Source organism: Candidatus Nitrospira nitrosa, from assembly GCF_001458735.1.
GTDB classification, from domain to species: domain Bacteria; phylum Nitrospirota; class Nitrospiria; order Nitrospirales; family Nitrospiraceae; genus Nitrospira_D; species Nitrospira_D nitrosa.
On the sequence record NZ_CZQA01000009.1, the window covers coordinates 125107 to 147129 of the forward strand.

Annotated in this window: 18 protein-coding genes; 1 reads left to right on the top strand and 17 read right to left on the bottom strand. The window is 51.9% G+C overall.

Features of this window, described 5'->3' with window-relative positions; all coding sequences use genetic code 11:
* Positions 1–98: 98 nt before the first annotated feature.
* The 15 genes from COMA1_RS12755 to COMA1_RS12825 all read right to left on the bottom strand — a co-directional run bounded on the left by COMA1_RS12755 (position 99) and on the right by COMA1_RS12825 (position 16820).
* Entirely contained in the window at positions 99–1205 is a 1107-nt protein-coding gene (locus COMA1_RS12755) for a hypothetical protein (RefSeq protein WP_176698038.1), read from the bottom strand.
* A gap of 59 nt (positions 1206–1264) precedes the next feature.
* The gene (locus COMA1_RS12760) at positions 1265–2485 is read right to left on the bottom strand and encodes a glycosyltransferase family protein (RefSeq protein WP_090749123.1); all 1221 of its coding nucleotides are present in this window, start codon (positions 2483–2485) and stop codon (positions 1265–1267) included.
* Positions 2486–2714: 229 nt separating this feature from the next.
* Complete coding sequence (locus COMA1_RS12765) at positions 2715–3389, bottom strand: PIG-L deacetylase family protein (RefSeq protein ID WP_218055379.1); 675 nt, start codon at positions 3387–3389, stop codon at positions 2715–2717.
* Between the two features lie 3 nt (positions 3390–3392).
* Positions 3393–4220 (bottom strand): sugar phosphate nucleotidyltransferase, encoded by an 828-nt coding sequence (locus COMA1_RS12770; protein ID WP_090749125.1) that lies wholly within the window; start codon positions 4218–4220, stop codon positions 3393–3395.
* A 47-nt stretch (positions 4221–4267) separates the two neighbouring features.
* Positions 4268–5575 (bottom strand): protoporphyrinogen/coproporphyrinogen oxidase, encoded by a 1308-nt coding sequence (locus COMA1_RS12775; protein WP_218055380.1) that lies wholly within the window; start codon positions 5573–5575, stop codon positions 4268–4270.
* Between the two features lie 11 nt (positions 5576–5586).
* A complete protein-coding gene (locus COMA1_RS12780) occupies positions 5587–6519 on the bottom strand; it encodes an NAD-dependent epimerase/dehydratase family protein (RefSeq protein WP_090749127.1) in 933 nt (310 codons plus the stop codon).
* Entirely contained in the window at positions 6512–7063 is a 552-nt protein-coding gene (gene rfbC / locus COMA1_RS12785; RefSeq protein ID WP_090749129.1) for a dTDP-4-dehydrorhamnose 3,5-epimerase, read from the bottom strand. Before rfbC ends, COMA1_RS12780 begins: the two co-directional genes overlap by 8 nt.
* A complete protein-coding gene (locus COMA1_RS12790; protein ID WP_090749130.1) occupies positions 7060–8406 on the bottom strand; it encodes a UDP-glucose dehydrogenase family protein in 1347 nt (448 codons plus the stop codon). Before COMA1_RS12790 ends, rfbC begins: the two co-directional genes overlap by 4 nt.
* 23 nt (positions 8407–8429) lie before the next feature.
* Positions 8430–9542: an NAD-dependent epimerase/dehydratase family protein gene (locus COMA1_RS12795; RefSeq protein WP_090749132.1), complete on the bottom strand. Its 1113-nt coding sequence runs from the start codon at positions 9540–9542 to the stop codon at positions 8430–8432.
* Between the two features lie 150 nt (positions 9543–9692).
* Positions 9693–10901 carry a DegT/DnrJ/EryC1/StrS family aminotransferase gene (locus COMA1_RS12800; protein WP_090749134.1) on the bottom strand — a complete coding sequence of 403 codons (1209 nt, stop codon included), beginning with the start codon at positions 10899–10901 and terminating at the stop codon, positions 9693–9695.
* The gene (locus tag COMA1_RS21865) at positions 10898–11428 is read right to left on the bottom strand and encodes an LbetaH domain-containing protein (RefSeq protein ID WP_090749762.1); all 531 of its coding nucleotides are present in this window, start codon (positions 11426–11428) and stop codon (positions 10898–10900) included. The genes COMA1_RS12800 and COMA1_RS21865 overlap by 4 nt, the downstream gene beginning before the upstream one ends.
* 213 nt (positions 11429–11641) lie before the next feature.
* Positions 11642–13978 (bottom strand): GumC family protein, encoded by a 2337-nt coding sequence (locus COMA1_RS12810; RefSeq protein ID WP_090749136.1) that lies wholly within the window; start codon positions 13976–13978, stop codon positions 11642–11644.
* Positions 13979–13992: 14 nt separating this feature from the next.
* Entirely contained in the window at positions 13993–15357 is a 1365-nt protein-coding gene (locus tag COMA1_RS12815) for a porin family protein (protein WP_141654336.1), read from the bottom strand.
* Positions 15358–15996 (bottom strand): polysaccharide biosynthesis/export family protein, encoded by a 639-nt coding sequence (locus tag COMA1_RS12820; protein WP_176698040.1) that lies wholly within the window; start codon positions 15994–15996, stop codon positions 15358–15360. It lies immediately after the preceding gene.
* Between the two features lie 266 nt (positions 15997–16262).
* The gene (locus COMA1_RS12825) at positions 16263–16820 is read right to left on the bottom strand and encodes a transcription termination/antitermination NusG family protein (protein ID WP_090749142.1); all 558 of its coding nucleotides are present in this window, start codon (positions 16818–16820) and stop codon (positions 16263–16265) included.
* Positions 16821–17937: 1117 nt separating this feature from the next.
* On the opposite strand from COMA1_RS12825, the gene COMA1_RS12835 reads away from it, so the two are divergent.
* Positions 17938–18315 (top strand): surface-adhesin E family protein, encoded by a 378-nt coding sequence (locus tag COMA1_RS12835; RefSeq protein WP_141654337.1) that lies wholly within the window; start codon positions 17938–17940, stop codon positions 18313–18315.
* 48 nt (positions 18316–18363) lie between these two features.
* On the opposite strand, the gene mtnA is transcribed toward COMA1_RS12835, so the two are convergent.
* Positions 18364–19395 (bottom strand): S-methyl-5-thioribose-1-phosphate isomerase, encoded by a 1032-nt coding sequence (mtnA, locus tag COMA1_RS12840; protein WP_090749149.1) that lies wholly within the window; start codon positions 19393–19395, stop codon positions 18364–18366.
* Positions 19396–19492: 97 nt separating this feature from the next.
* On the bottom strand, positions 19493–22000 hold the full coding sequence (locus COMA1_RS12845) for a DNA internalization-related competence protein ComEC/Rec2 (RefSeq protein WP_090749151.1): 2508 nt from the start codon (positions 21998–22000) through the stop codon (positions 19493–19495).
* Between the last annotated feature and the right edge of the window lie 23 nt (positions 22001–22023).

A 22023-nucleotide genomic window follows, 5' to 3' on the forward strand; every position in this document is an offset into this window, starting at 1 on the left:
CGCGGGGGAGATACTTTCTCCGCGTCATGAGTACCGTGACTGAACCGACAAAAGCGGGACTACACACCCGCCAACATCAAGATGTATCGTTGAAAGACTTAGGTGTTGCTTCCGTTACAGTCGTGAGTGGAGTGACAGCTCAATGCTCCGGTCGACCTGGCTGTGGGTACCTGAGTTGGTTCCCGTTCGAGCCAGATCTCCCGCCACCATGAATAAATACTCCTTGGGCAGTACATTCTGCAGTCGCTATATCGCGATCCGCACCACACGTCTTCAAGAATGACGGCCGGAGTTTTCATGTTAATCAGCATTCCTGTTTTTTCATCAACAAATCGGGACAGTCGTGTTTTAACACGGTACATCCCATCGCAAAACGGAACCATATCCCTGTCCCACATCAACCCTCGATTTCTGGCATCCGTATCCAATGTCGCCAGGATCTCCTTGTAGGACTTCACCCGAACCAGTTCACCTGGTTGGAGATTTAGGATCTTGGTTGGAGTGGGTTGACCGGCCTGAATGGTTCCGGATCTTCGAGGCCATGGGATGCCCCCCCACAACTTCTGCACAACGTCATAGAGCCAGCTAAGGAGTGGGCCAAGACCGATTCCGGCCTGCACAAGGCTTGCATACGTTGCAAAGAGTCCTCCTCGTAACATCTGCAGAAGATCAACATTTCCCGACCGATAGTCTTCTATATACTGTCTTGTGTCCCACCAGGGTAATGCCTCGCCGTAATATGGAACTTGGGTGGCTTGACACTGGTACCTGATTGCGGTGTCTGCATCCATCAAATCTTTTCGGGTCCCCCTCCAGACATTCTCTTCGGTGCAGTCTCCATGCTCGCAATTTCCATGTGTTTTGCCGGCTATAGTGGAGTTTCGGGAAGTCGCCGAATGGTTCTCTTCTACAGGCTTTAACCACGCAGTCTTCCAAAAGATCAGACAAGCCGCTTGACAACCTCCGTACGCTTCTCCATCACAACGCAACTCAAGGTGAATGGCATCAGTCACGCGAAGACTTCTGATAGGATTCACCGTGTCACATGTCTTGTGGGCACTCTTGTACACCTTGAACCGTTTTCCGCAATATTTGAACATTTGGGGCATAAAGGGCACGTGCTCGAGTTGTCCCTGGCTGTCTAGAGTCCCCAAGATTTCTTCCTTGCTTCTGACCTCGACCCAATCTCCGGCTTTCAATCGCATCGCCTATTTGTCCCTTGATGGATTTATGAAACAGTTCTAGACCTGCGGCGCTTCCTCCCTCACCTTGAAGATCTTCCTGGGTGAGAGGAAATCACACTCGCCAGCTCTGGCATAGGGAGGGAACATTGCTTCGACCAATAACGACCCCTGACGGCTTGGAGCTGTGCCTGACGATCGTTGAGGCGCGGTGATACAGAGAGACCGGCAAGTTCAAGTATCGTCTGCCACCGATAGAGCCAGTCATGGCGACTCACCGAATGGAAGACGTTTCGGGCGCTAATCTCATGCTGTAATCGTGGGTTCGCCAGAAGCTCACGGATGATGTCGGCAATGTCTGATCCATCTGTCCGCACTGAAACCACGGCTTGCGGCCAATCAAATAGAGCATGAAATGTGTCACCCTCGGGAGCCTGACCCAGCAATACAGCACCAGCTGCCGCTCCTTCGTAATAGCGCATCCCCACTTCCATCTGGCCCTTTGTTTCGTGAAAATCGAGGATTTTCCCGGGGGCGACCATGAAAAATTTGCTGCGCTTGAGCATGTTGGCAAACATTGTGCGATGTTGCGCGACATCCTGCATAATGAGGTTGCCGCCTTCGGTGAATGTGTCGTGTAGATAAAACAGCCCATCCTCTTTGGCCAGTTCCAATAAACCAGAATGGATCTTCGGCAATCGTTTCCCAACGCTCAGCACATCGATCACCCTGTCTGGAAACGGCGTAAATCGGAGGGTATCAACCGCGCGAGGCACAACGTGACAGGGACGATCCAAGAGACGGGTGAGTGCGTCAGCCGTGCTTTTGTAGGGGACGAGAATGTGATCAAAGTGATTCAGCGCGTTGAGCCAATAGCGAGAAGCAGGGAGATCTGCCGTATAGACTTCATCAAGCCAGCAGACCGCAGTTCGGCATCGATCTCTCCATCCCTGCACAGCGTTGAGATACAGTAGTTCGTACCACTGCTGGCAAAGGACGACGAGCAAGTCATAATCTTGGCGGAGCGTAACGGGCTGCAGCCCCGGGTTGACATAGATCAGCTGTCTTGAAATATCTCGCCACAGAAACTGCCGAAGCCACTTCTCCCGGCCTGGCCACGACGCACTGGCTTCGAGGCATAACAGATCTACGTCATCGATTTCGGTGAAGACATCTTGAGCTTCAAACAAGCCTCCGCGAAACGCGGGCGAAGAAAACCGTCGCCAAGTCGGCATCAAGACGCGCGTCGTCAAACCGGTGCTTGTCGACTGTTCCTTATGTTCTCTCCCCTCTGCGGACTTCATTCGTCTGACCCTATGCTGTCTTTAGTGCCGTCTATCTTCCCGGTTCAACTAGGAAACGACTGGAGCGCATCTTTATGTGGCTCGATTGTCCTGAACCCGCTTTGCAAACGGTTTGGGCTATGTGTTTGATTGAAGCCGTGCATTTGTATTTTTAGGTCGATCGAGTGGAGGTCGCTTCAAGAGGGAAGGGGTGATCTAGAATAACCGTACCGACCTAGTTGTCTTGGCATCAGCCGGCTAAAATCACTTTCCTGGCGTAGAAAGCCTCAGCATGTTTTTCAGACGAGTTAGCTTCGACCCCACGTAGGCGCATCAGCGAGAAAAACGTGTCCTCAGAAAACCAAGGCCGAATCTGTTGGGTAGCGAATACGCGCATGAGCACCGCAACTTTCTCCTGCGCATAGTTGGTCGTCAGTGGAACGTAGAAATTTGGCCGACCCAAATCCCCATCGTACTTGGGAACTTCATATTCCAGAATCTGGTGTTTTCGAAAAGTGTTCCAGGTTAGCTCACTGATAATGCGATGGTCTTGATGTAAGTCCTCGCGATAGTGTGTGAAAATCAGATCCGGAGAAACGGTTGCTTTTAAATCCTCAAAGCATTTCTTGATGGTTTCGCCGTGATAAGGAAAAAAACTTTCTTTATATGTTTTTGTGATAATACGAATGGTGCCTGCATTGTGGAGCAGAGTACGGGCGCTCTTCAGTGCTTCCTGCTTTCGTGGTCCGCGCGCACTGAAGACGACCCACACCACCGTGCTCTCAGGATGATCTTGCAGCAGTCTCAGCAGCGTGCCTCCACAGCCAATCTCAATATCGTCGGAATGAGCGCCGAGACATAGCACCGTCAGTTGCTTATGACGGATCTTGATCAAACCGAGAGATGACTTAGCTTGGGATTTCACCGGTCACCTAGTTGTACGCTGACATTCCAACTCTTGCTCTTGCAAGCGGTGTTGGGGATGTTTCCACAGTTCCCAGGGCGCTTCTCCACGCGCATACATCTCATCCAGGCGTTGTTTGTCCTTGAACGTATCCATACACTCCCAATATCCATCGTGCCGATAGCCGATCAGTTGGTTCTCCTTGATGAGTCGTTGGAATGGCTCAACGACGAGTTCTTCTCCAGGCTGGATGTAGCGGAAGATATCCTTCTTAAAAATGAAGTAGCCGCCGTTTACCTTCATGGTGCCGCGGTTCATGCACTCAATCTTGTCCACGTGATCATCGTGCCTCAACGAGATGACATGATAGCTGAGTGGTGGAGTGATACAGATGCAACTGGCTATCTTGTCGTGGGCGCGGAAATGCTCAATATAGGATGCGAGTGGTAAGTCCGTGAGGCCGTCGCTGTAGTTGGCAAGAAACATGTCCTCGCCTTCCAGATACTTTTCCACGGCCTTTAAGCGCTGCCCGATGTTCGAAATGACTCCGGTATCGGCAAAAGTAATATTCCAGTCTTGTATGTCTGAACTGACCAAATCGACATGCCTACCGCCTTGCGAAAGCGTAAAATCGTTCGACTGGCATTCATCGTACTGCAAGAAGTAGCGTTTCACGACATCCGCCCCGTGTCCCAGGCAAAGAATGAAGTCCTTATGTCCGAAGTATGCGTAGTACTTCATCACGTGCCACATGATGGGACGATACCCGATTGGAACCATCGGCTTAGGAATGGATTCTGAATATTCCCGTAGCCGCATACCCAAGCCTCCGCAAAACAATACAACTTTCATGTGTGCCTCACGTGTGGGATAACCAGGTGTCAGAGGTTGGCCATGCCTCACCCCAAGCGGTCCAGTACTTTTTGCGCGGCATGTTCTCCGCTCATGAAGGATTCGTCCGTCCAGATATACGCCCAATCACCGTAGCGCCCACAGTATGCGATTCCCATGTCGTCTAAGTAGCCATGAATGAGCTTGAGTGCGGGTGCACGTTCCAAATCGAAAATGACATTCCCGTAAGGCACAAGCATCGAATGTTTGAAGAGAATGGTGTCTTCCTCTCGAAGGATCCCACAGCGTTTCAGGTCATTGATCACCGGTTCAATACACGCATCCGGTGTTCGATCGAGCGGACGATATTTGGCAGAATAGTAACACTCCGCTTGAAGACTTCCGCACCCTGGCGGTACGTTATGTCGTGACTGTAAATGTGGAGTGCTTAATCGAGTGAAGAAATAGTCACGGTCATAGAAGTAGGTCCAATGAGCATCGATGAGATCTGCTCGATCGACTCCTATGCTTACGATGACAACCGTGCTGCAAGAGAGCTTGTGAGACGCTTCAAGCACGTCGGTAGGTACACCGGCGATCATCCTGATCAAATCAGGAAGTGGCACGGATGAGACCAGATGGTCGTAGGACGCGACCTTTCCATTCTTGAACCGAAGTTCTTTTCTGGCGGGATGAATCTCCAGCAACTCATGATCCGTTTGAAGATCTGCCTGCTTCAAGAACATCTGAAGATACGAGACAAAGCCTCCGTGTGACGGATAGCGAAATTGGTCGATGTAATGGACGTCAGGGGTTGACGGTGAGAGGGCGCCACGCAACACTTCTTCGATGTTGGCCCGATACAAACGCGGGCCGACCCAGTCGGTACTCATATTGTCAGCCGTTGTCGTGTGATACTTGACCGTGTACTCCATGGGAAACGTTTCGGCGAATGTCTTGCCAAAACTTGCATGAAGCCAGTCTCGATAGTTCTTAATTTCGCCGTACTCATGGTGCTGCGCGTGGATAAAATCCTTCAAGATGTTGATGGTCAGGTCCTGTGGAAGTCCGTAGAGATTGCACTGAGCTGGGTGCTTAATCCAATGTCCTTTCCAATGATTATTGACTTTGGTGCGCAGCCGCTCAAATTTCTGATCCACGCTGTCTGCCAGCAGTTTCTGCATTCGTTCGACTTTGGTGAAGGACACATGGGGGCCCTCATCTATCGTAAAGCCGTTCTCGAATGCGTAGGACGCCGTATGTCCACCATAGTGTGAACGTTTTTCATAGATCGTCGCACGATGGCCTTCACTATGGAACCGATGCGCTGCACCGAAACCGGCCATCCCGGATCCGAGAATCGCAATATTCTCCACGATTGCTCCTCTTAGTTACCCTGCGCCTGCCGTTCACGCCACCACTCGATGGTATGCGCGAGGCCTGCTTCCATGGAATATTGAGGTTGCCACTGTATTGCAGTGGTCAGGCGTTCGATGTCTGCTACCACCATCGGCGCATCGTTCGCCCGACTTGGGATGGCACCGAGTCGAATCAAATCTTCTCGGCCCAGCGTGCGACCGATCGTGACAATCATGTCGCGTAACGGCACCGCTGTTCCAGAGCCGACATTAATCGGACCCTCGATCGTGCTATCGAGTACTGCCACAATGGCATCCGCAACATCCTGCACATGCAGATAATCCCGAATCTGCCTTCCATGCGAACAGCGGGCTTCTCGGCCTTGCAACACCGAGCGAATCACGGACGACACGAGCCGATCGGGATGTTCATTCGGCCCATAGAGGAAGAATATACGTGGCCACGCATAGCTCAGCCCATGCGTTCGACATAGTGCCTGTGCCATCAGATCCAGCGCATGTTTGCACGCGCCATAGGTCGTATTGGGAACAGTCGGTGTTCTCGTCTCATGGCAGTATCCATAACTCCAGTCATATTCATAACTGGACCCTGGCATCACAATGCGCTTCCCTCCTTCCCGCTGAAAGGACTTCAATAATTCCATGCTGGAACGGACCCAATCGAAATTCAATTCAGACGAAATCAGTTTTCCAGGGACGACATACCAAGCTGAATGGAGCAGATGTGTGGGTTGCACGTTCTCTAAGAGGCGTGCGCTGCAGGCATTGTCAAAGAGGTCAGCCTGATGCCAGATGACGGGCGTATCGGAGGCAGGCGCGGGTTTGGAAGACACGGCGTGCACCTCGTACCCCCGTTGAAGCAAGGGACGTACGGTGTGAGAACCGATGAATCCGGTCGCTCCTGTCACCAAGACTCGTTTCTGACTTGCCAATTCACCCATGTGCCTTGTGTGCCTCCTTTTGGTAATCAGCCCAGCTTTGATCTCCGCTGGAGACCGTGCTCACCGGTAAAGGCCATATAATGCCAAAGGCGGGATCGTTGAATCTCACGCCTGTGGCCGATTCCTTGGCATAAAATTGTGAGGTCTGATAGACAAGGTCGGTCTCATCCTCCAACGTTTGGTACCCATGTGCGAATCCTTCCGGCACATACAGCATACGAGCGTTCTCGGCCGTCAGCTCAGCCCCGATCCACTGTCCGTGGGTCGGAGATCCTTCACGCAGGTCAATGATAACGTCATACAGTGACCCTCTTGAGCAGTAGACAAGTTTGACCTCGCTGTTTGGATCGATCTGGAAATGCATGCCACGCACTGTGCCTTTTTTTGTATTGTGGCCGATATTGACTTGAACAACGGCTGGGTTCAGCCCATGTCGCGCAAATTCCTTGGTACACCAACGGCGTGAGAAAAACCCGCGCTCATCAGCGATTCTGTCTAGATCGATGAGGTAGGCGCCTTTGAGCTTGGTTTCGTGAAAGATCATGTTGTCTCCAATCCAATTCCTGCGTATCCTGGAATTGATGCTTTACTCAGCAGACGGCGTCCATCGACAAACAGAGGCCGTGGGGTGAGATGCTTGAGCAGATCCGGAACCTTGAGAAATTCCTCCCATCGGGTGACCAGCACAACCGCATCGGCTTGTGTCAATCCTTCAGCCAGTGTCTGGCTTAGTTCGAGTTCCTGAGGAGAAAACAGCTTGCGAGCCTCATCTGCGGCGACCGGATCATAACCTTTTACTCTCGCCCCTTCTCGCAACAACGCTCGTATGATCGGAATGGCAGGAGATTCCCGCATATCATTCGTGTCAGGTCGAAATGACAGACCGAGGATGCTGATACGGACACCATGCAAGGAAGGAAACTGCTTCTTGAGAATACGAATGACCTGTTGCGGCTGCCGCTCATTAATCGTGAGCACGGCGTTCAGCAGATCCATCGGCACGTGATGCTTCTGTCCATGGGCCGCAAGCGCTTTCACGTCTTTGGGGAAACAACTGCCTCCAAATCCACACCCGGCGGCAAGAAATGATGAAACCGGCGGCTGAATACGTGTGTGATCGGGCAATTGAACGCTTAAATAGCGACTAACATGCACACCATGCATCACATCAACCACATCGACATCTTTGATGGCAGCACAGAGATTGGCAATCTCATTGGAGAATGAGATGCAGGTTGCCAATAAGCTATTGGCCGCGTACTTGATCATTTCAGCCGTTTTGTTGTTGGTACGTAGCACTTCCACATCAGGGAACCCTTGGTACAAGGCGGCCTGCCGTTCAATCGTTCGTTGGTCTATGCCCCCCAGGACAATGCGGTCCGGATACATGAATTCGTTGACCGCCTCACCTTCTGTAAGAAACTCCGGGTTCATGCCCACTCCGAAGTCAGCACCAGCTTTTTTCCCGGACGCTTGCTCAAGAATCGGTAAGACCACGTCATCTGTTGTCCCTGGAACGACTGTGCTCTTCACGAGCACCACATGGTAGCCAGGTTTGGCCTTCAAGGCATAGCCAAGTTGCTTGGACACATTCTTGATGTATGTCAGGTCGATTTCATTTCCGTCGAAAGGTGTCCCTACGGCTATCATCGACAGGTCAGTCTGTTGAACGGCATCGGCCAGATCAGTTGTGGCGCGCAGCCTGTCTCCGGCATGGCGTTTCAGTAAATCATCAAGGCCCCGTTCATAGATTGGGGCAGTTCCATTGTTGATCAAGTCAACCTTGTCCTGATCGATATCGACACACAGCACATGGTGGCCTTTTTCCGCGAAACAAGCCCCTGTCACAATTCCAACATAGCCCGTTCCGATGATTGAGATCTTCATGCCAATTTCTCCCGGATCTTCAACTAGGCATCCTGTGCATCAGGATTGCCTTGATACCAGATGAGTGACCGTTTCAAGCCTTCGTCGAGAGCGACACTGGGGTGATAGCCTAGATGGTTACGCGCTTTGGTGATGACGGGACAGCGTCGATTTGGGTTATCGATAAGATAGCTCGCATCTTCACTTGCCCGACGAATGACTCTTCCCTTGTACCCGAAAAGATCTTTGGCAAACGCCGTCAACTTTTCTGCTAACTCACCCATTGAAATTTCAGGTGTTTCGACACCGATGTTGTACGCTTCACCGTGATGTCCTTTGACAAGAGCCTTGTAGTACCCGGTCACGGCATCCGACGAATAACAAAATGTTCGTTTTGGTGATCCATCTGAGAGCATTACAATGTCTCGATCACTCATAATGTCCCGCGCAAAGTCAGGAATGACACGACGATCACTAATCTTCAGGCCAGGACCGTAGTTGTTGAATGGTCTTGCGACCTTCACAGGGATTCCATACTGATGTGCAAAATTGACGCACAATGTTTCACCATACCGCTTTGCCTCGTCATAGCAGGCACGCGGGCCGGTACATGACACGAACCCACGATAGGTTTCCGGGGTCGGAATATTGTCCGGCGTCGGATCTCCATAAATTTCACTGCTTGAAAAAAATAGGAACCCTTCGACTGGGGTCTTCGTGGATTGTTGATTGCGGGCGTACTCGAGCAACATGCGCAGGCCGTTGACGTTCGCATCCATGGTCCCGATAGGATCTCGTTTATAGTATGTCGGCGATGCGATCGAGGCTGCATGGATGACAAACTGAATATCACCCACATTGGCCGGAAGCGGACTACGAATATCGTGCCGTACCAGCAACAGATTGCGATCCTTTTCCAACTCCGAAAGCCACCCAGGCATACCTCGACTAAAGTTATCGAATACCACGACTTGGATTGGAGACTCGCCCAGATCGTTATGGGCGTTCCAGTGCAGCACGGCCTGAACAAAGTAATGTCCAAGGAAACCGGCTCCACCCGTAATCAAGATGCGCTTTCCTGAGAGTGCCGTGAACTCTTCCTTCAGGTCTCTACACATCCGATCAAGATCACCCTGTACGACGTCATTGGAATTCATCTTGACGATCCTCTTCCTTGTTAACCAAGTGTGAAATAGTCATCGCGTTCATAGGAGGCCAAACTGCGGAGCATTACCTGGTTGGTCTCACCACTTCAATGTGAGTGCTCAGGTAGGAAGCAATCTAAACGTCGTTGGATATGTCGAGGGTCAATTCGCGGAGGACGCTTCGACCGAGAGGGCACGCAACACCTCGGACACCACCCTGTCTTGTTGGATGGTGGTGAGTCCAGGGAACATCGGAAGCGACAGAATATGTCCCACTGACCGCTCGGTGACCGGAAAGTCGCCGACTCGAAACCCGAGTTCTTTGTACGCTTTTGTGAGGTGCAGTGCGACAGGATAATGAATCCCTGTCCCGATACCAACGTCGTTCAGATTTTGTTGGAGTCGCGCACGGTCGTCAACCTGCACAACATAGAGATGATAGACCGACCGTGCCCAGCTTGGCTGATGTGGTAACGTGACGAGCCCCTCAGCTCCTGCGAACAACTTGGCGTATCGCTCTGCCGCTTGACGGCGTTGTTCGTTCCATGTTGCAAGATGTTTTAGTTTGACCTGCAGGAATCCTGCCTGGATCGCATCAAGCCGACCATTATAGCCTTCGATGTCATGGAAGTACTTTTTGGATTGTCCGTGGTCCCGCAAGAGTCGGCAAGTATGGGTGAGCTGTTCATCATTGGTCGTCATTGCTCCGGCCTCACCGCAGGCTCCCAGATTCTTGCCAGGATAAAAGCTGAATGCAGCGGCATGTCCCATTGACCCGGCCTTGCACCAGCGATTCTCCTTCTGTGAAAAGTACTCCGCTCCCTGTGCTTGGCAGGCATCCTCAACCACTTTGAGGTTGTACTGGGTCGCCAACTCAAGAATGGGGTCCATGTCAGCCATCTGGCCATAGAGATGGACTGGAACAATGGCCGTGATCGGTCTGCCGGTTGCATTGTGTGAGACTTGTCGTGTCTTTGGATTCCACCTGCATTTGCGTTCCAGATACTCGCGCAATTGCTCAGGATCCATGGTGTAGGTTTTCGAATCGACATCGACGAAATCTGGACGGGCGCCTGCTTGAGAGATGGCTTCGGTCGTGGCAATAAATGTATTAGGAACGGTAATGACGATGTCTCCGGACTTCACACCGGCCGCGATGAGGGCGAACCGAAGGGCGTCAGTGCCACTTCCCAGGCCAACACAGAATCTTGCCTCGCAGAATCTGGCAAACTCTTCTTCAAAGCCTTGCACCATCGGACCGCCAATAAACCCAGCGCTCTTGAGAGCGGTTTTCAGTACGTCAACCAGCTCGTCCTGTAACTGACGATGAACTGAGACCAGATCCAAAAACGGGATGTTTTCGTTACTCATTGCTGCCCCCTTGATTCAAAATATCGCATTACCCTACCTGGATTCCCTGATACGACGGCATGGGCCGGCACGTCTTTCGTCACGACTGCACCGGCTCCGATGAGCGCATATTCTCCGATCACCACGTTGGCAAGAATCGTCACTCCTGACCCGATCGATGCTCCCCGTTTCACCAGCGTTGTTTCGACTCTCCAATCGGCTTCAGTCTGGAGAGCCCCGTTGGTGGTGGCGCGAGGAAACATATCATTGACGAATGTGACGTTGTGTCCGATAAAGACCTCGTCTTCAATCGTCACCCCCTCGCAAATGAACGTATGGCTCGATATCTTGCATCGTTTCCCGACTTTGGCGTTTTTTTGAATCTCCACAAATGCTCCGATTTTGGTGTCGTCGCCCACTTCACACCCATAAAGATTGATGAATTTTGAGAATTTCACATTCTTCCCAAGCCTGACATCTGGTGCAATGCAGGTAAACGCGTTAGAGGCTGTCGTACTCGTCTTCGAATCCTCAGTCGAACTCGGCATAGACGGCTCTACCGTACCGTCCTGCACAGTATCAAGGTCAGCACAGACGAGTAAGCGTTTCGGTGCATGTTCCATAGAGTTCGTCCTTATGATGCTGCCACCTGCCACAAGCCAACTATGGTGAGCAGATGTACGAGATGTCGTGATAGCAACCGAGAAATTAGGACTGTGGCAAGAAATGAGGCGAACTGTGCTGACGATTCGTACGCCCTACTACTTCACTTTCTCAATTAAACGCTCCGAGGCATAGGGCATGGCATACCCGTATATATGGTGAGCCATGCTCTGCGCATCGACTCTGTTAAGAATCACTTGCTGACGCGTCGCCAAGCTCAACATTGTGAAAGCTTTTCGCACAAGATTCCGTGGCGTAGATCCTGCCCGGATCACCCACACAATCTCGTCGGCTAGACTCGCCAAGATACCTACGCTTGCGCTGGATAAGACCGGTGGCGTATTCAGGAAGATATACTGAAATTGTTCCCGCAGTGTCGGCAAAATCGATTTCAACTGTTGGATTCTCCAAAGCTCATTATATTCACCTGTCAGTCCCCCAGCCGCCAAGATTGAGCATGCTGACTCATCGATCACTGATAAACAGTTCTCGAGTGACGTCTGACCATCCAAGAGCTCCGTCAATCCTGCTCGAGCTGGAATCCTGGCATAGTGATGAAGAGCCGGCCGTTGAAAGTCACAATCGATCAGCAGAGTCCTTTTTCCAAGATCTCGTGCCATCGTATAGCCAAGATTGACCACCGTCGTCGTTTTCCCTTCGCCCATGAGCGCACTGGCGATTTCTACCACCGTAGAATGGCGTCCTTCACTCGAGAGCGCCAGTTTGGTTGCCGCCATTCGATATTGTTCGGCAGCAATTGAACGGGGTTGCCACTTGGTCACTAGGCTTAGGTTTTCCGATGTGAGCGCATGTCGACTACCGTTTGGTTTGCTTGTCGCTAAGGCATGGGGGCTGTCTTTCGTAGCAGGAAGACCAATTTGTGACGGTATCTTGATCTGAGGGCTTACGGTTAGGAATTCAGGTATGCTTGCCAACACCTGGATGCCGGGTAAGAGTTCCACTTCTTCTCTTCGCTTAAACGTTGGATTCAATTGATCGATTCCTAGCGCTAGGGCAATGCCGAGACCACCTCCTCCTATGAAGCCAAATATCATGATCGCCAATCGATTGGGTTTCTCGGCTTTTTGAGGAAGATTAGCTGGGTCCATGACACGAATCTGTTCACCTTGCTGACGTTTCTCAAGATTTTCAGCTACGCGAGCGTTCAAGCGTTTATCCAGCAAGGCTTGGTAGTTCTTCTGCATGTTGTCGTAGTCGCGGACCAGAATCATTAATTGCTGTTCATGCGACGGTGTTCGCTCGACTCTGTTCTCTAATTCTCTCATGTCTCGCTTGATTCGGGCTTCCTTTGCCTTGAGATTCGTGATGTCCAGTCTGACCTCGTCCATTTGAGACGCAAGCTTCTGCGCTGATGAGTCAACTACTCTTCCCACTTCCACGTGGCGATCCAGTGGGGATTCTTTGGACTGCACAAAGTGTCTGTTCTCTGCAATACGGCTTTGGAGTTCTGCGATCTCTTCTTTGAGAGCGGCGACATCCGGGTAGGTGTCCTTGTACATCGCCATCAATGTCGCCAGCTGCTTTTGCAACTCACTCAAGCGAACGATCAGTGGATCTTGAACCGACTGACTTCTCACAGAAGGCATCAGTGGGCTGGACGCACGGTCTTTCATTTCATACTGCTCATATTGCGTCAGCGTCTTTTCAAAAAGGCTCTGTCGCGCAGTGAGGCTGTGGATGGTCTCAGTGGTTGTGTTGAGTTCTGTCTGTAGTCGATCTAATGTCCTGAGGTTCGCCTCCTTCTGCTCTGGAAGCTCAGTGACATAGCGCGTCTTGAATTCGCTGATGGCACGTTCCTTCACCTCCAAGAGCCGTTGTGCATCCTGCAACTCTTGCTCTAGAAAGGATGAGACGCTCGTCACAAGCTGCTCACGAACTCTGGAGTTTTCCTCAACAAATAATGCAGCGAGTTTTTCCGTCACCTTCATGGCCGTCATGGGATCTTCGTGGGCGAATGAAATAGAGATGGCTTCGACACTCTTGCCCCAGGTGCTGGGGGTGCCAACGGTCTCTACCTTAATCATTCTACGCAAGGTCTCAATCGCTGACTCAATCCCTTCGCGCCGGATTTGTGCCTCATAGGGTTTGTACTCTTCTAGAATGCGACTAAGAAATGTCCGACTCAGTACTTGCTGCTGAATGGTCGTGAGCCGCTGTTCAATATTGGCTCCTCCGATGCCCTTGACGTAGTCTTCAGGGATCTTCTGATTTTCGATCAAGATCAGGGTGCTGGAGCGATAACTTTTTGGCAGGGCAACACACAAAAAGGCAGCAATGCCGACCCCTGCCACAAGCGAGCCCAGCACGACCCATTTCCGACGGATGATGTTACGCCAATATCCTTGGATCAGCACCGGCAAAGGATCTGACGGTGGGTCGTAAAGAGGAGAAAGCTCGATGTCGCTCGTAGTCATATCTTCTTCACTACTTAGTAGAATGCCTTCGCGAGTGCGAGTTGTCCCACGTGTCTGTCGAAAGCAAAATGGACTCCTCTGAATACATTATCAACATTCTGGTAACTGTAGGTTAGCGTGAGAAACGTGTCCTGGGTCACGCGGTAGAGCACCCCCCCCGTTCCCCCCACAGTCGTCCAGGAGAGGCTGCTTCCAGAATTAGACCCGTACTCGTTGGCAACGCTAAAGTTCCCCCCAAACAGAACGATCACATCGTCAATCGGGGTACTCTGAGTGATATTACACGATACCATGTGATTGAGTAGTGCCACGCTTTGGAACTGAAACGATGGGGCTATGCCGGTTCGATATGCGAGGGTTAGCGATGTTGTCGGGTTCTTCCAGAGAATGGCGAGACTGCCGATTGGTGCGATCACTGGGGAGAAGGGCACCCCATTCAACTCACCTGACAGGAGCTGCACGCCACCAGTGGTATCAACGCTCACGGTAGGGGAAAACTTGTGAGTCCACCCCAAGATACCGCCTCGCGCGCTAAACGAGCCCAGTCGACCTTGGTCAAATTCATTCGCAGTAAAATCCACTCTCAAAGCGTCGTACAGAGAGACCTGCGTTAGGAGACCGGCAGTGTAGGTGGAAACGTTTTGGCTGATCAGGCTCGTGGCCTGCTGAACCTCCGATGCTCCATAATGGATAAAGCTATTTGTGAAGCTTCCAGTCAATTTGATCTTTCCGGTGAGCGGAAGCTCGAGAACAGTGTTGACGCTGTTGGAACTTGTATTGGCACGGGTTGCCTGGAAGCCTGCGACGAAAGGGTTTGCCTGTATGCCTGATTGGTCGCCCAGAAGAAACGCTGGGGGCTGGGGACTATAAAAATACGTATCGGATACGGTGAGCCTCGCCCCTGGTCTCCATCGGCTTAAGAGATTGCTCAGGTCCAGCGTCGCACCGGCGTTGGCTCCCACATAACTGAGTCCTGTATTGATCGCGTAATACCCACCGACTGCTCCCACAACAGCATTTAACTTCACCAGATTTTCTTGAGAGGTATATAATGCTCTCACTTGCGGCACGATTGTCGTGACGAAATCCTCCGGCGTCAGACCACGAAGCTGGCTCTTTGGTGCAAAAAATACATTACTGTCGTATCGCTCAGAAACTTGAATCGACGGAACCAGACGTAACCCATCACCGGTCCGCCTTAAACTGGGATCGGTCGCCCCGCCGAACGCTGTTCCTGGAATAATCGGCATTCCTCCACCCATCCCACCACCAGTTGCTCCACCGATTTCACCTATCTGCGCGTGACTGAGCGAGGACCACCCCACACCTATCCCAAGGATGAGGCCTGCGATATGCACACGAAACCATCTTTTGCTCACCTAGGGCACCACGATGACGTCGCCGCTTAGGAGTATGAAGTTTCCTGGTACAGCGACGCCTTTGACAATGTCGTCATACCGTACCGGAATTTCGATCTGGTGCTTCTCTTCATGCCCTACCGCCCCGGTGCTCACATTCCGTAGTACCTTGATCTTGTTCTTGTTTGCAAAGGGTGCGAAGCCGCCCCCCAATGCAACGCCCTGCATGACATTGGCATACGATTTCAGCGGGTACTTCCCGGGCTTCAAAACTTCTCCCAAGACATAAATGAAGTAGCTGTTCACTTCTTTGACTTGAACCGTGACGATCGGTGATGACACGTATTCTGTGAGTCGCTCGCTGATGCGCTTGGCCAACATATTTGCCGTCAGGCCGGCAGCCGGCACGTCCCCAATAAGCGGCAGGGTGATCGTGCCATCTGGACGAATCGCCACCTCACCTGAGAGGTCGGGACTCTTCCAGACCGTCACTTTGAGTATGTCTTCTGGTCCAAGGAAGAAGTCAGATGGTTCGGTCAGGTGGACTTTATAATCCTCCCGTTTTTCTGCACATGCGATCACGCCAACCGCTATGGTAATGACAAGTATCACATCACGTAAGGCGCAGAGCCTCTGCATATTCCTGGCAATGGCCACCATGTTTTGTCCTTGCGCTCTGATGTTTAGGTGCATCGCTCGGCTACCAAAAAGATCAGGGTAACCATCAGTGACTGATGCGGGCTCAGGACTTGAAGGTCAAGTCAAAGGTCCGGATGAGAGAGATTTTCAGAGGTATCTCACAAATCAACCAGTGTTCTATTTCGTTCGTGCTGGGCCCGCGACCCTTCCCGTAACACTGGTTTGGCCCACTACGTTCGTGACATCAGCGCCATGAATATGTGTAAACGGGATTCAGGCTGGAAGATTTACTGCAAGGAGACAACCTCATCAGCCTCGATGTGGACTAGAGCGGCCTGCTGAATGAGGTGGGCACGGATGACAATGGCATGGTGATTGGATCTCCGCACGAGTTGCCCACGAAGTCCGGTCAGCGGACCTCGTATCACTTCAACCCAAGAGCCTTCTACCAAGTAATCGCAAGGTTCGATCATACGGTTGACGGAACAGATCTGCTGAATTGCAGCAATTTCTTCTGCCGGAATCGGTTCAGGTTTCGGGGTGCCGACGATGCGGATCACGCCCGGTGTTCGAAGAACGGCAAGGCTGTTGTCCAACACGAGCCTCGCAAAGCAATAGCCGGCAAAGAGCGGGAGATTCATCCACACCTTGCGGTCGGACCACTGGCGGCATTGTTTACCCAATGGAAGTAAGGGTTCGAGTCCTACTGCCAACAGCCGATCTCGTACCAGCTTCTCGTGGCGAAAATGTGTCTGGACAGCGTACCATTCACCTGGAGTTGTCAGTGCATGTGACTGGCCTTGCTCTAGTATAATTTCTTGATCTTGCCCTAGAAGTATTCCCATGTTTGGTCCTATGAATAGGGTTTCCTTTTATGGTGCAGACACGAGATACAGCTTCGCCACGCAAGTCACAATCCCACTCCATCCAGAGCCATTCAGCAGTACTATATAGTGAGGTCATATGGAAGGATGATATAGTCCAAAAGATGGTGTTCTGCCTTGTCTTAAGCAAGAAGAATAGGAATGACCCCCTACTTCCGAGGGGTGCCTATTCTTGGCGTGTTCTGTTTTATAAAATTTTTCTCTACAGGGTTGAGAAGAGAGGCTGGCAGCTTGTACATCGGGCTGAGTTCGCCTAGCTTGTTTCCTCAACCAGTGCGTGAATTCAAAATTAGCGACGAGCTGATCTAGGGGTAGGTCAAAGCAAACAGATCACCGATTAGTTCTGAAATAAGTTGCTGTGTGAGTGTGTCAAGCCTCTCCATTACACCTTGGAGATAACTGGTATTTTAATGGTAACGTGTCTATAAGTAAGTATAAATAGCTGTCATCACTCGCGTATCTCGTCACGAAACTTGTTCTCAAGGGTTGTTCTGTGAATGCAGATATTTGTTTGAGGTGTAGGCACGGGGGGCTCATGTCTGGACCATCTCGAGCCAGAGCCGTGGGGCTGTTCAGAACGATAAACGAAGCATAAAGGCGGACTCTTTCTGGTTCTATGGAATGAAAGCGAGACAGATACCCTACCTATGAGGGGGGGATGGGCCTTTCAGAGGGGGGATCCGCCAGGGTTGGACAGTGGCTGACCAACTCTCAATGCTTCATGGCTGTTCAATAAGACCGCAACGATTGAAGGGGCGAGCCGGACACGACCTCTGCAGTGCGCGAGAATGCCGTTGGCGGTTTTGTCAATCAGTCTGCGAGAAACAGCTTCGCCAATACCCATCTGAAATGGAACTGGATGCGATGTGAAGCCTCGACTGCTTCCTCCAGGTGTTTTTAAAACCGACATGAAGTCCCTCTGTTCCGTCGACGAAGAGGTAAGCTCACGATTCTGTCTCATGATTGTTCAACGATGTTGAACCACACGCGATCCAAGATCCGATGCCGGTGGACAGAGGTAGAACAATGGCTTACGCCCAGGTGTTGGTTTAAATTCTTGCTTGCCGCTACATTCCTGATGCTCATTGACAGCCCCGTCCAGGCTGAGTGGGTGGTCCTCGGGAATTGGTATCAGTCCCACCCGTTGCAGGTTGTGTATGTCGACCCCAGTACGATCCGTCGAGATGGAAACGTCGTCACATTCTCGGCCCTGATCGATTGGAAAACGATGCAGGGAGGACGAACCCCTACCCGCTTCTACTCCACCACACTCACCAAGCAAGTCGATTGTATGGGGAAACTTCTTAGAACGATCTCTTCCACGGACTATTACGGGCATATGGGAACCGGTGAGGTAATAAGTACTGGCAAACACGCGAGAGGAGATCTGTGGGTGCCTGTTGAAGCAGGAACGACCAACCAAGGGTTATGGGAAACAGTGTGTAGGAAAGAATAAAAACCATGTGCAGCGAGGATAATTGCATGCTCGCTGCCACAGCCGTAGTCAGCTTAGAAAGTGACTTTTGATTTCCTGAGGCTTAAACACGCCTCGCTCGGTAATGATGCCTGTAATGAGCTCGGCAGGCGTGACATCAAAGGCTGGATTGTAGACGGCTACATCTTTGGGAGCGACGGGATGGCTACCGTGGATGGTTGTAACTTCAAGCGGATTTCGCTGTTCGATGGGAATGTCTTCCCCGGTTTTCGTCTTGAGATCAATGGTCGAGTAGGGAGCCGCGACATAGAAGGGAATGTTGTGAGCCCTGGCTAGGACTGCCACTGAGTACGTACCTATTTTGTTGGCGACGTCCCCATTGGCTGCAATGCGATCCGCTCCGACGACGCAGAGTTGAATCCTCCCCTGTTTCATGAGAGACCCGGCCATATTGTCTGTAATCAGTGTGACAGGGATATGATCTTGCATGAGCTCCCAAGCTGTGAGGCGAGCTCCTTGAAGGACTGGGCGAGTCTCATCTGCGATCACCTGGATTTTCTTCCCCTGCTCCCATGCCGCGCGAATGACGCCCAGCGCTGTTCCATACCCTGCCGTCGCGAGCGACCCTGCATTACAGTGCGTGAGGATCGTCTGCCCGTCTTGGATGAGTCCTGCTCCATGACGCCCCATGGTTTTGCACAAGGCAATATCTTCTTCCAGTATTGCTTGCGATTCTGAGATGAGCACCTGTTTGATTGTTGAGACCGACTGTCCTTGCAAAGACTCCAGCTTTCTCCTCATACGGTCAATCGCCCAAAAGAGATTGACCGCAGTCGGTCTGGTCGCTGCCAGTTCATCACAAATGGCGCCCACGGCTTGTGCAAAGGATGGGTAATCCGTTGTGGCGATCGCCTGTGCCCCTAAGGCCACCCCCATGGCTGCAGTCACTCCGATGGCGGGCGCCCCGCGAACTTTTAAGGTTCGAATGGCATCGGCGACTGTTTTATAGTCATTGCAGTCAATGAACTCAACCGTCTCGGGAAGCCGACTTTGGTCCAAGAGACGGACGCCCTCATTTTTCCATTCAACTGTTGGAACCATGACGTTATCTTGTAGCGAGAATGGGATCGAAGTGCAAGCCCTCTTTCATAGGACTGTCGCCACAACAGTCCAAGCCAATCTGCCATGTGGCCTTTAATTATCCGATCTGAGCGAATAACCGTCGCCAGTTCTGTATCTCACAACGCCAGGGGCAGGTGAACACATCGATGGGTTGGATCATGAGTTCACGCATACTGGTTACCGTGAGGTCACTGCTTGATACCTGACCTTGTACCCAGACGGCTCCATCATGATCGGTGCGATAGACCCTCGTCGCCTGTTCTTCATATGTCTTGATCACAGCGGGAGCAGGATGTCCATAGGGATTGGTCGCCCCGACAGAAATAATGGCATATTGAGGATGAAGCTGCCGAATCCATTTTTGGTCCAACGAGCTCCGCGCCCCATGGTGCGGCACCTTCAGGACCGTGACAGGCTCGTGTCCGCTCTCCGGCAACTGGCGTAACCCGCCGATCTCAATATCAGCGGCAAAGAGAATTGAACTGGCGCCACAGTCCAATCGAGATACGACCGAGCGGTTGTTCAATTCAGTCCCTGTATGAAACGAAGTGGACACGGCTGGTTCCACATCTTGCTGTGGATTGAGAATCATCAGCCGACAAGGACCTCCGTTCAGGACATTCTGTCCTTGCATGGCCGCTCGCTTCGGAATGCCATTCGACTGAATGGCTGAGGTCAGGTCTGTGACGAACTGTTCCGGTCGCTCCACACCTTGGTCCCAGAACTGTCCTACAGACAAATGGTGGAAGATCCAGATCAACCCGCCCACATGGTCCATTTGTTGATGCGTGCCAATGACATGGTCGATATGCGCTATGCCTCTGTTCCATAGAAATGGCGCGACCACGCTTCGTCCCATGTCGAATCGATCGTGACGTCCTCCTCCGTCGATCAACACCGTTTGTCCATCCGGGAGTTCAAGGAAAGCACTATCCCCCTGTCCCACATCCAGAAAAGTCACACGCCAGTGATCGCCGTCGCTGCGATGGCCCAGAGGCCACACCCACCATACGATCAGTGCAAGCGCTAAACCGGTTCCTGCCAGTCGCCATCGTTTTGAGACCATCGGCATACTTGCGGCAAAGGCGCCTGCATAGAACAGTATCATAGTTGGAATGGATGGCGCGGCAATAGGCCATTGAGCTCCTTGAATCGTGGCGAACCAGTGAACACCTTCGACCAACCACGTGAACGCAGAATCCAATCCTGATCCCCAGACCAACACGTCGGCACCGGTCAGTATGGTCCAGATCGCCAGAGAGAGTCCAAAGGGAACCAGAATGAAGCCGGTTAAGGGGATGGCTGCAAGATTCGTGAGTATGCCAAGCCACGGTACTTGATTGAAATAGAATGCGACGACAGGGAACGTGGTGATGGTGAGGACTGCGCTGAAGATCAGAGCCTTGACGCCATGGCTGGTGGCACGAGAAATCCATCCATACTCATTTCGGGTGAACTCCTGGTCCGATGAGGCGATGAGGCCGATCATCTGAATCATCACGAATACCGAGAGAAATGAAAGCTGAAAGGAAATGTCAAAGATAGCATGGGGATCATGCCCCACAATCAGAAGCAAGGCGACGGCCATGGAATGGTTCAGATGCCGATCGTGACCAAACCAAACAGCCACCATCCCCATCGTAATCATGACAAGCGATCGGACGGTAGCTAATTCGGCCCCAGCAAGCAGCGTGTAGAGTGCGACAGCGGGCCAGCTGAACAGTATCGCCAGTTGTGAAATGGTCAGGCGTCTGGTGATGGTGAGTAATGACATGGTCGGTATCCGTACAATCAAGAATCGCACGACCCAATAAACGACCGCAGCAACCAGCCCAAGATGTGATCCGGAAATCGACAATAAGTGAACCGTGCCTGTAGCCATGAACCAATCTTGAAGCTCTTGCTCAAGATAGCCGCGTTCACCAATGATCATGCCAAGCACCAGTCCCAGTGCCGGTTGCCGAACGCTACGGATCGCAGCCTCTCGGATCCTGGTTCGCCAATGATCGATCTGATTCCATCCACGCCATCGAAGACTTACGGCTCCTGACTCCAGCAAGGTGACGGCCTGAGCTCCCACAATGGTCCCGACCAGAGTGATTCCTTGATGTTCAAGATAGGTGGCATAGTCGAATCCACCAGGATTCAACCCTCCTCGGGGAGTATGGTAACGACCGTGGACAGCCACGCGGTCACCATGATGCAAGGTGAATTCTGGATTGCGCCATACCAGGCGTAGTCGCATGGTTCCATCATCTGTCTGCAGTACAAGTGTCTGACGACTAGCGCCATGCTGAACCGGGACGATCACGCGACCCGTCACAACAGTCTCCTCAACACTGAGGACCTCTGGCGATGGGTGATGAGACGGGGGCTTGGTGGTGATGGACCAATAGATGAGTCCAGACAGGACGCCGAGGTAGAGAGCGAGTGCGGATCCTGTCGTCAGATAGCCGGTTCGCTCGAGCAGTGTAAGTGCGACGGCTATCGTCAGGAGGGCAGTGAGAACCGAGAGGGGGAAAAACGGAACCTGTGCCCCACACAGAAGTCCGATGAGAACGGCAACGGTAAGGGATGGAAGCATGAGCGTTCCTCATGCAGGTTGGA

Bases quoted from the DNA above. Each gene is read 5' to 3' on its own strand.
- COMA1_RS12755 (WP_176698038.1), bottom strand. From the start codon at position 1,205: ATGCGATTGAAAGCCGGAGATTGGGTCGAGGTCAGAAGCAAGGAAGAA.
- COMA1_RS12760 (WP_090749123.1), bottom strand. From the start codon at position 2,485: ATGAAGTCCGCAGAGGGGAGAGAACATAAGGAACAGTCGACAAGCACC.
- COMA1_RS12770 (WP_090749125.1), bottom strand. From the start codon at position 4,220: ATGAAAGTTGTATTGTTTTGCGGAGGCTTGGGTATGCGGCTACGGGAA.
- COMA1_RS12780 (WP_090749127.1), bottom strand. From the start codon at position 6,519: ATGGGTGAATTGGCAAGTCAGAAACGAGTCTTGGTGACAGGAGCGACC.
- rfbC (WP_090749129.1), bottom strand. From the start codon at position 7,063: ATGATCTTTCACGAAACCAAGCTCAAAGGCGCCTACCTCATCGATCTA.
- COMA1_RS12790 (WP_090749130.1), bottom strand. From the start codon at position 8,406: ATGAAGATCTCAATCATCGGAACGGGCTATGTTGGAATTGTGACAGGG.
- COMA1_RS12795 (WP_090749132.1), bottom strand. From the start codon at position 9,542: ATGAATTCCAATGACGTCGTACAGGGTGATCTTGATCGGATGTGTAGA.
- COMA1_RS12800 (WP_090749134.1), bottom strand. From the start codon at position 10,901: ATGAGTAACGAAAACATCCCGTTTTTGGATCTGGTCTCAGTTCATCGT.
- COMA1_RS21865 (WP_090749762.1), bottom strand. From the start codon at position 11,428: ATGCCGAGTTCGACTGAGGATTCGAAGACGAGTACGACAGCCTCTAAC.
- COMA1_RS12810 (WP_090749136.1), bottom strand. From the start codon at position 13,978: ATGACTACGAGCGACATCGAGCTTTCTCCTCTTTACGACCCACCGTCA.
- COMA1_RS12820 (WP_176698040.1), bottom strand. From the start codon at position 15,996: ATGGTGGCCATTGCCAGGAATATGCAGAGGCTCTGCGCCTTACGTGAT.
- COMA1_RS12825 (WP_090749142.1), bottom strand. From the start codon at position 16,820: ATGGGAATACTTCTAGGGCAAGATCAAGAAATTATACTAGAGCAAGGC.
- COMA1_RS12835 (WP_141654337.1), top strand. From the start codon at position 17,938: ATGCTCATTGACAGCCCCGTCCAGGCTGAGTGGGTGGTCCTCGGGAAT.
- mtnA (WP_090749149.1), bottom strand. From the start codon at position 19,395: ATGGTTCCAACAGTTGAATGGAAAAATGAGGGCGTCCGTCTCTTGGAC.
- COMA1_RS12845 (WP_090749151.1), bottom strand. From the start codon at position 22,000: ATGCTTCCATCCCTTACCGTTGCCGTTCTCATCGGACTTCTGTGTGGG.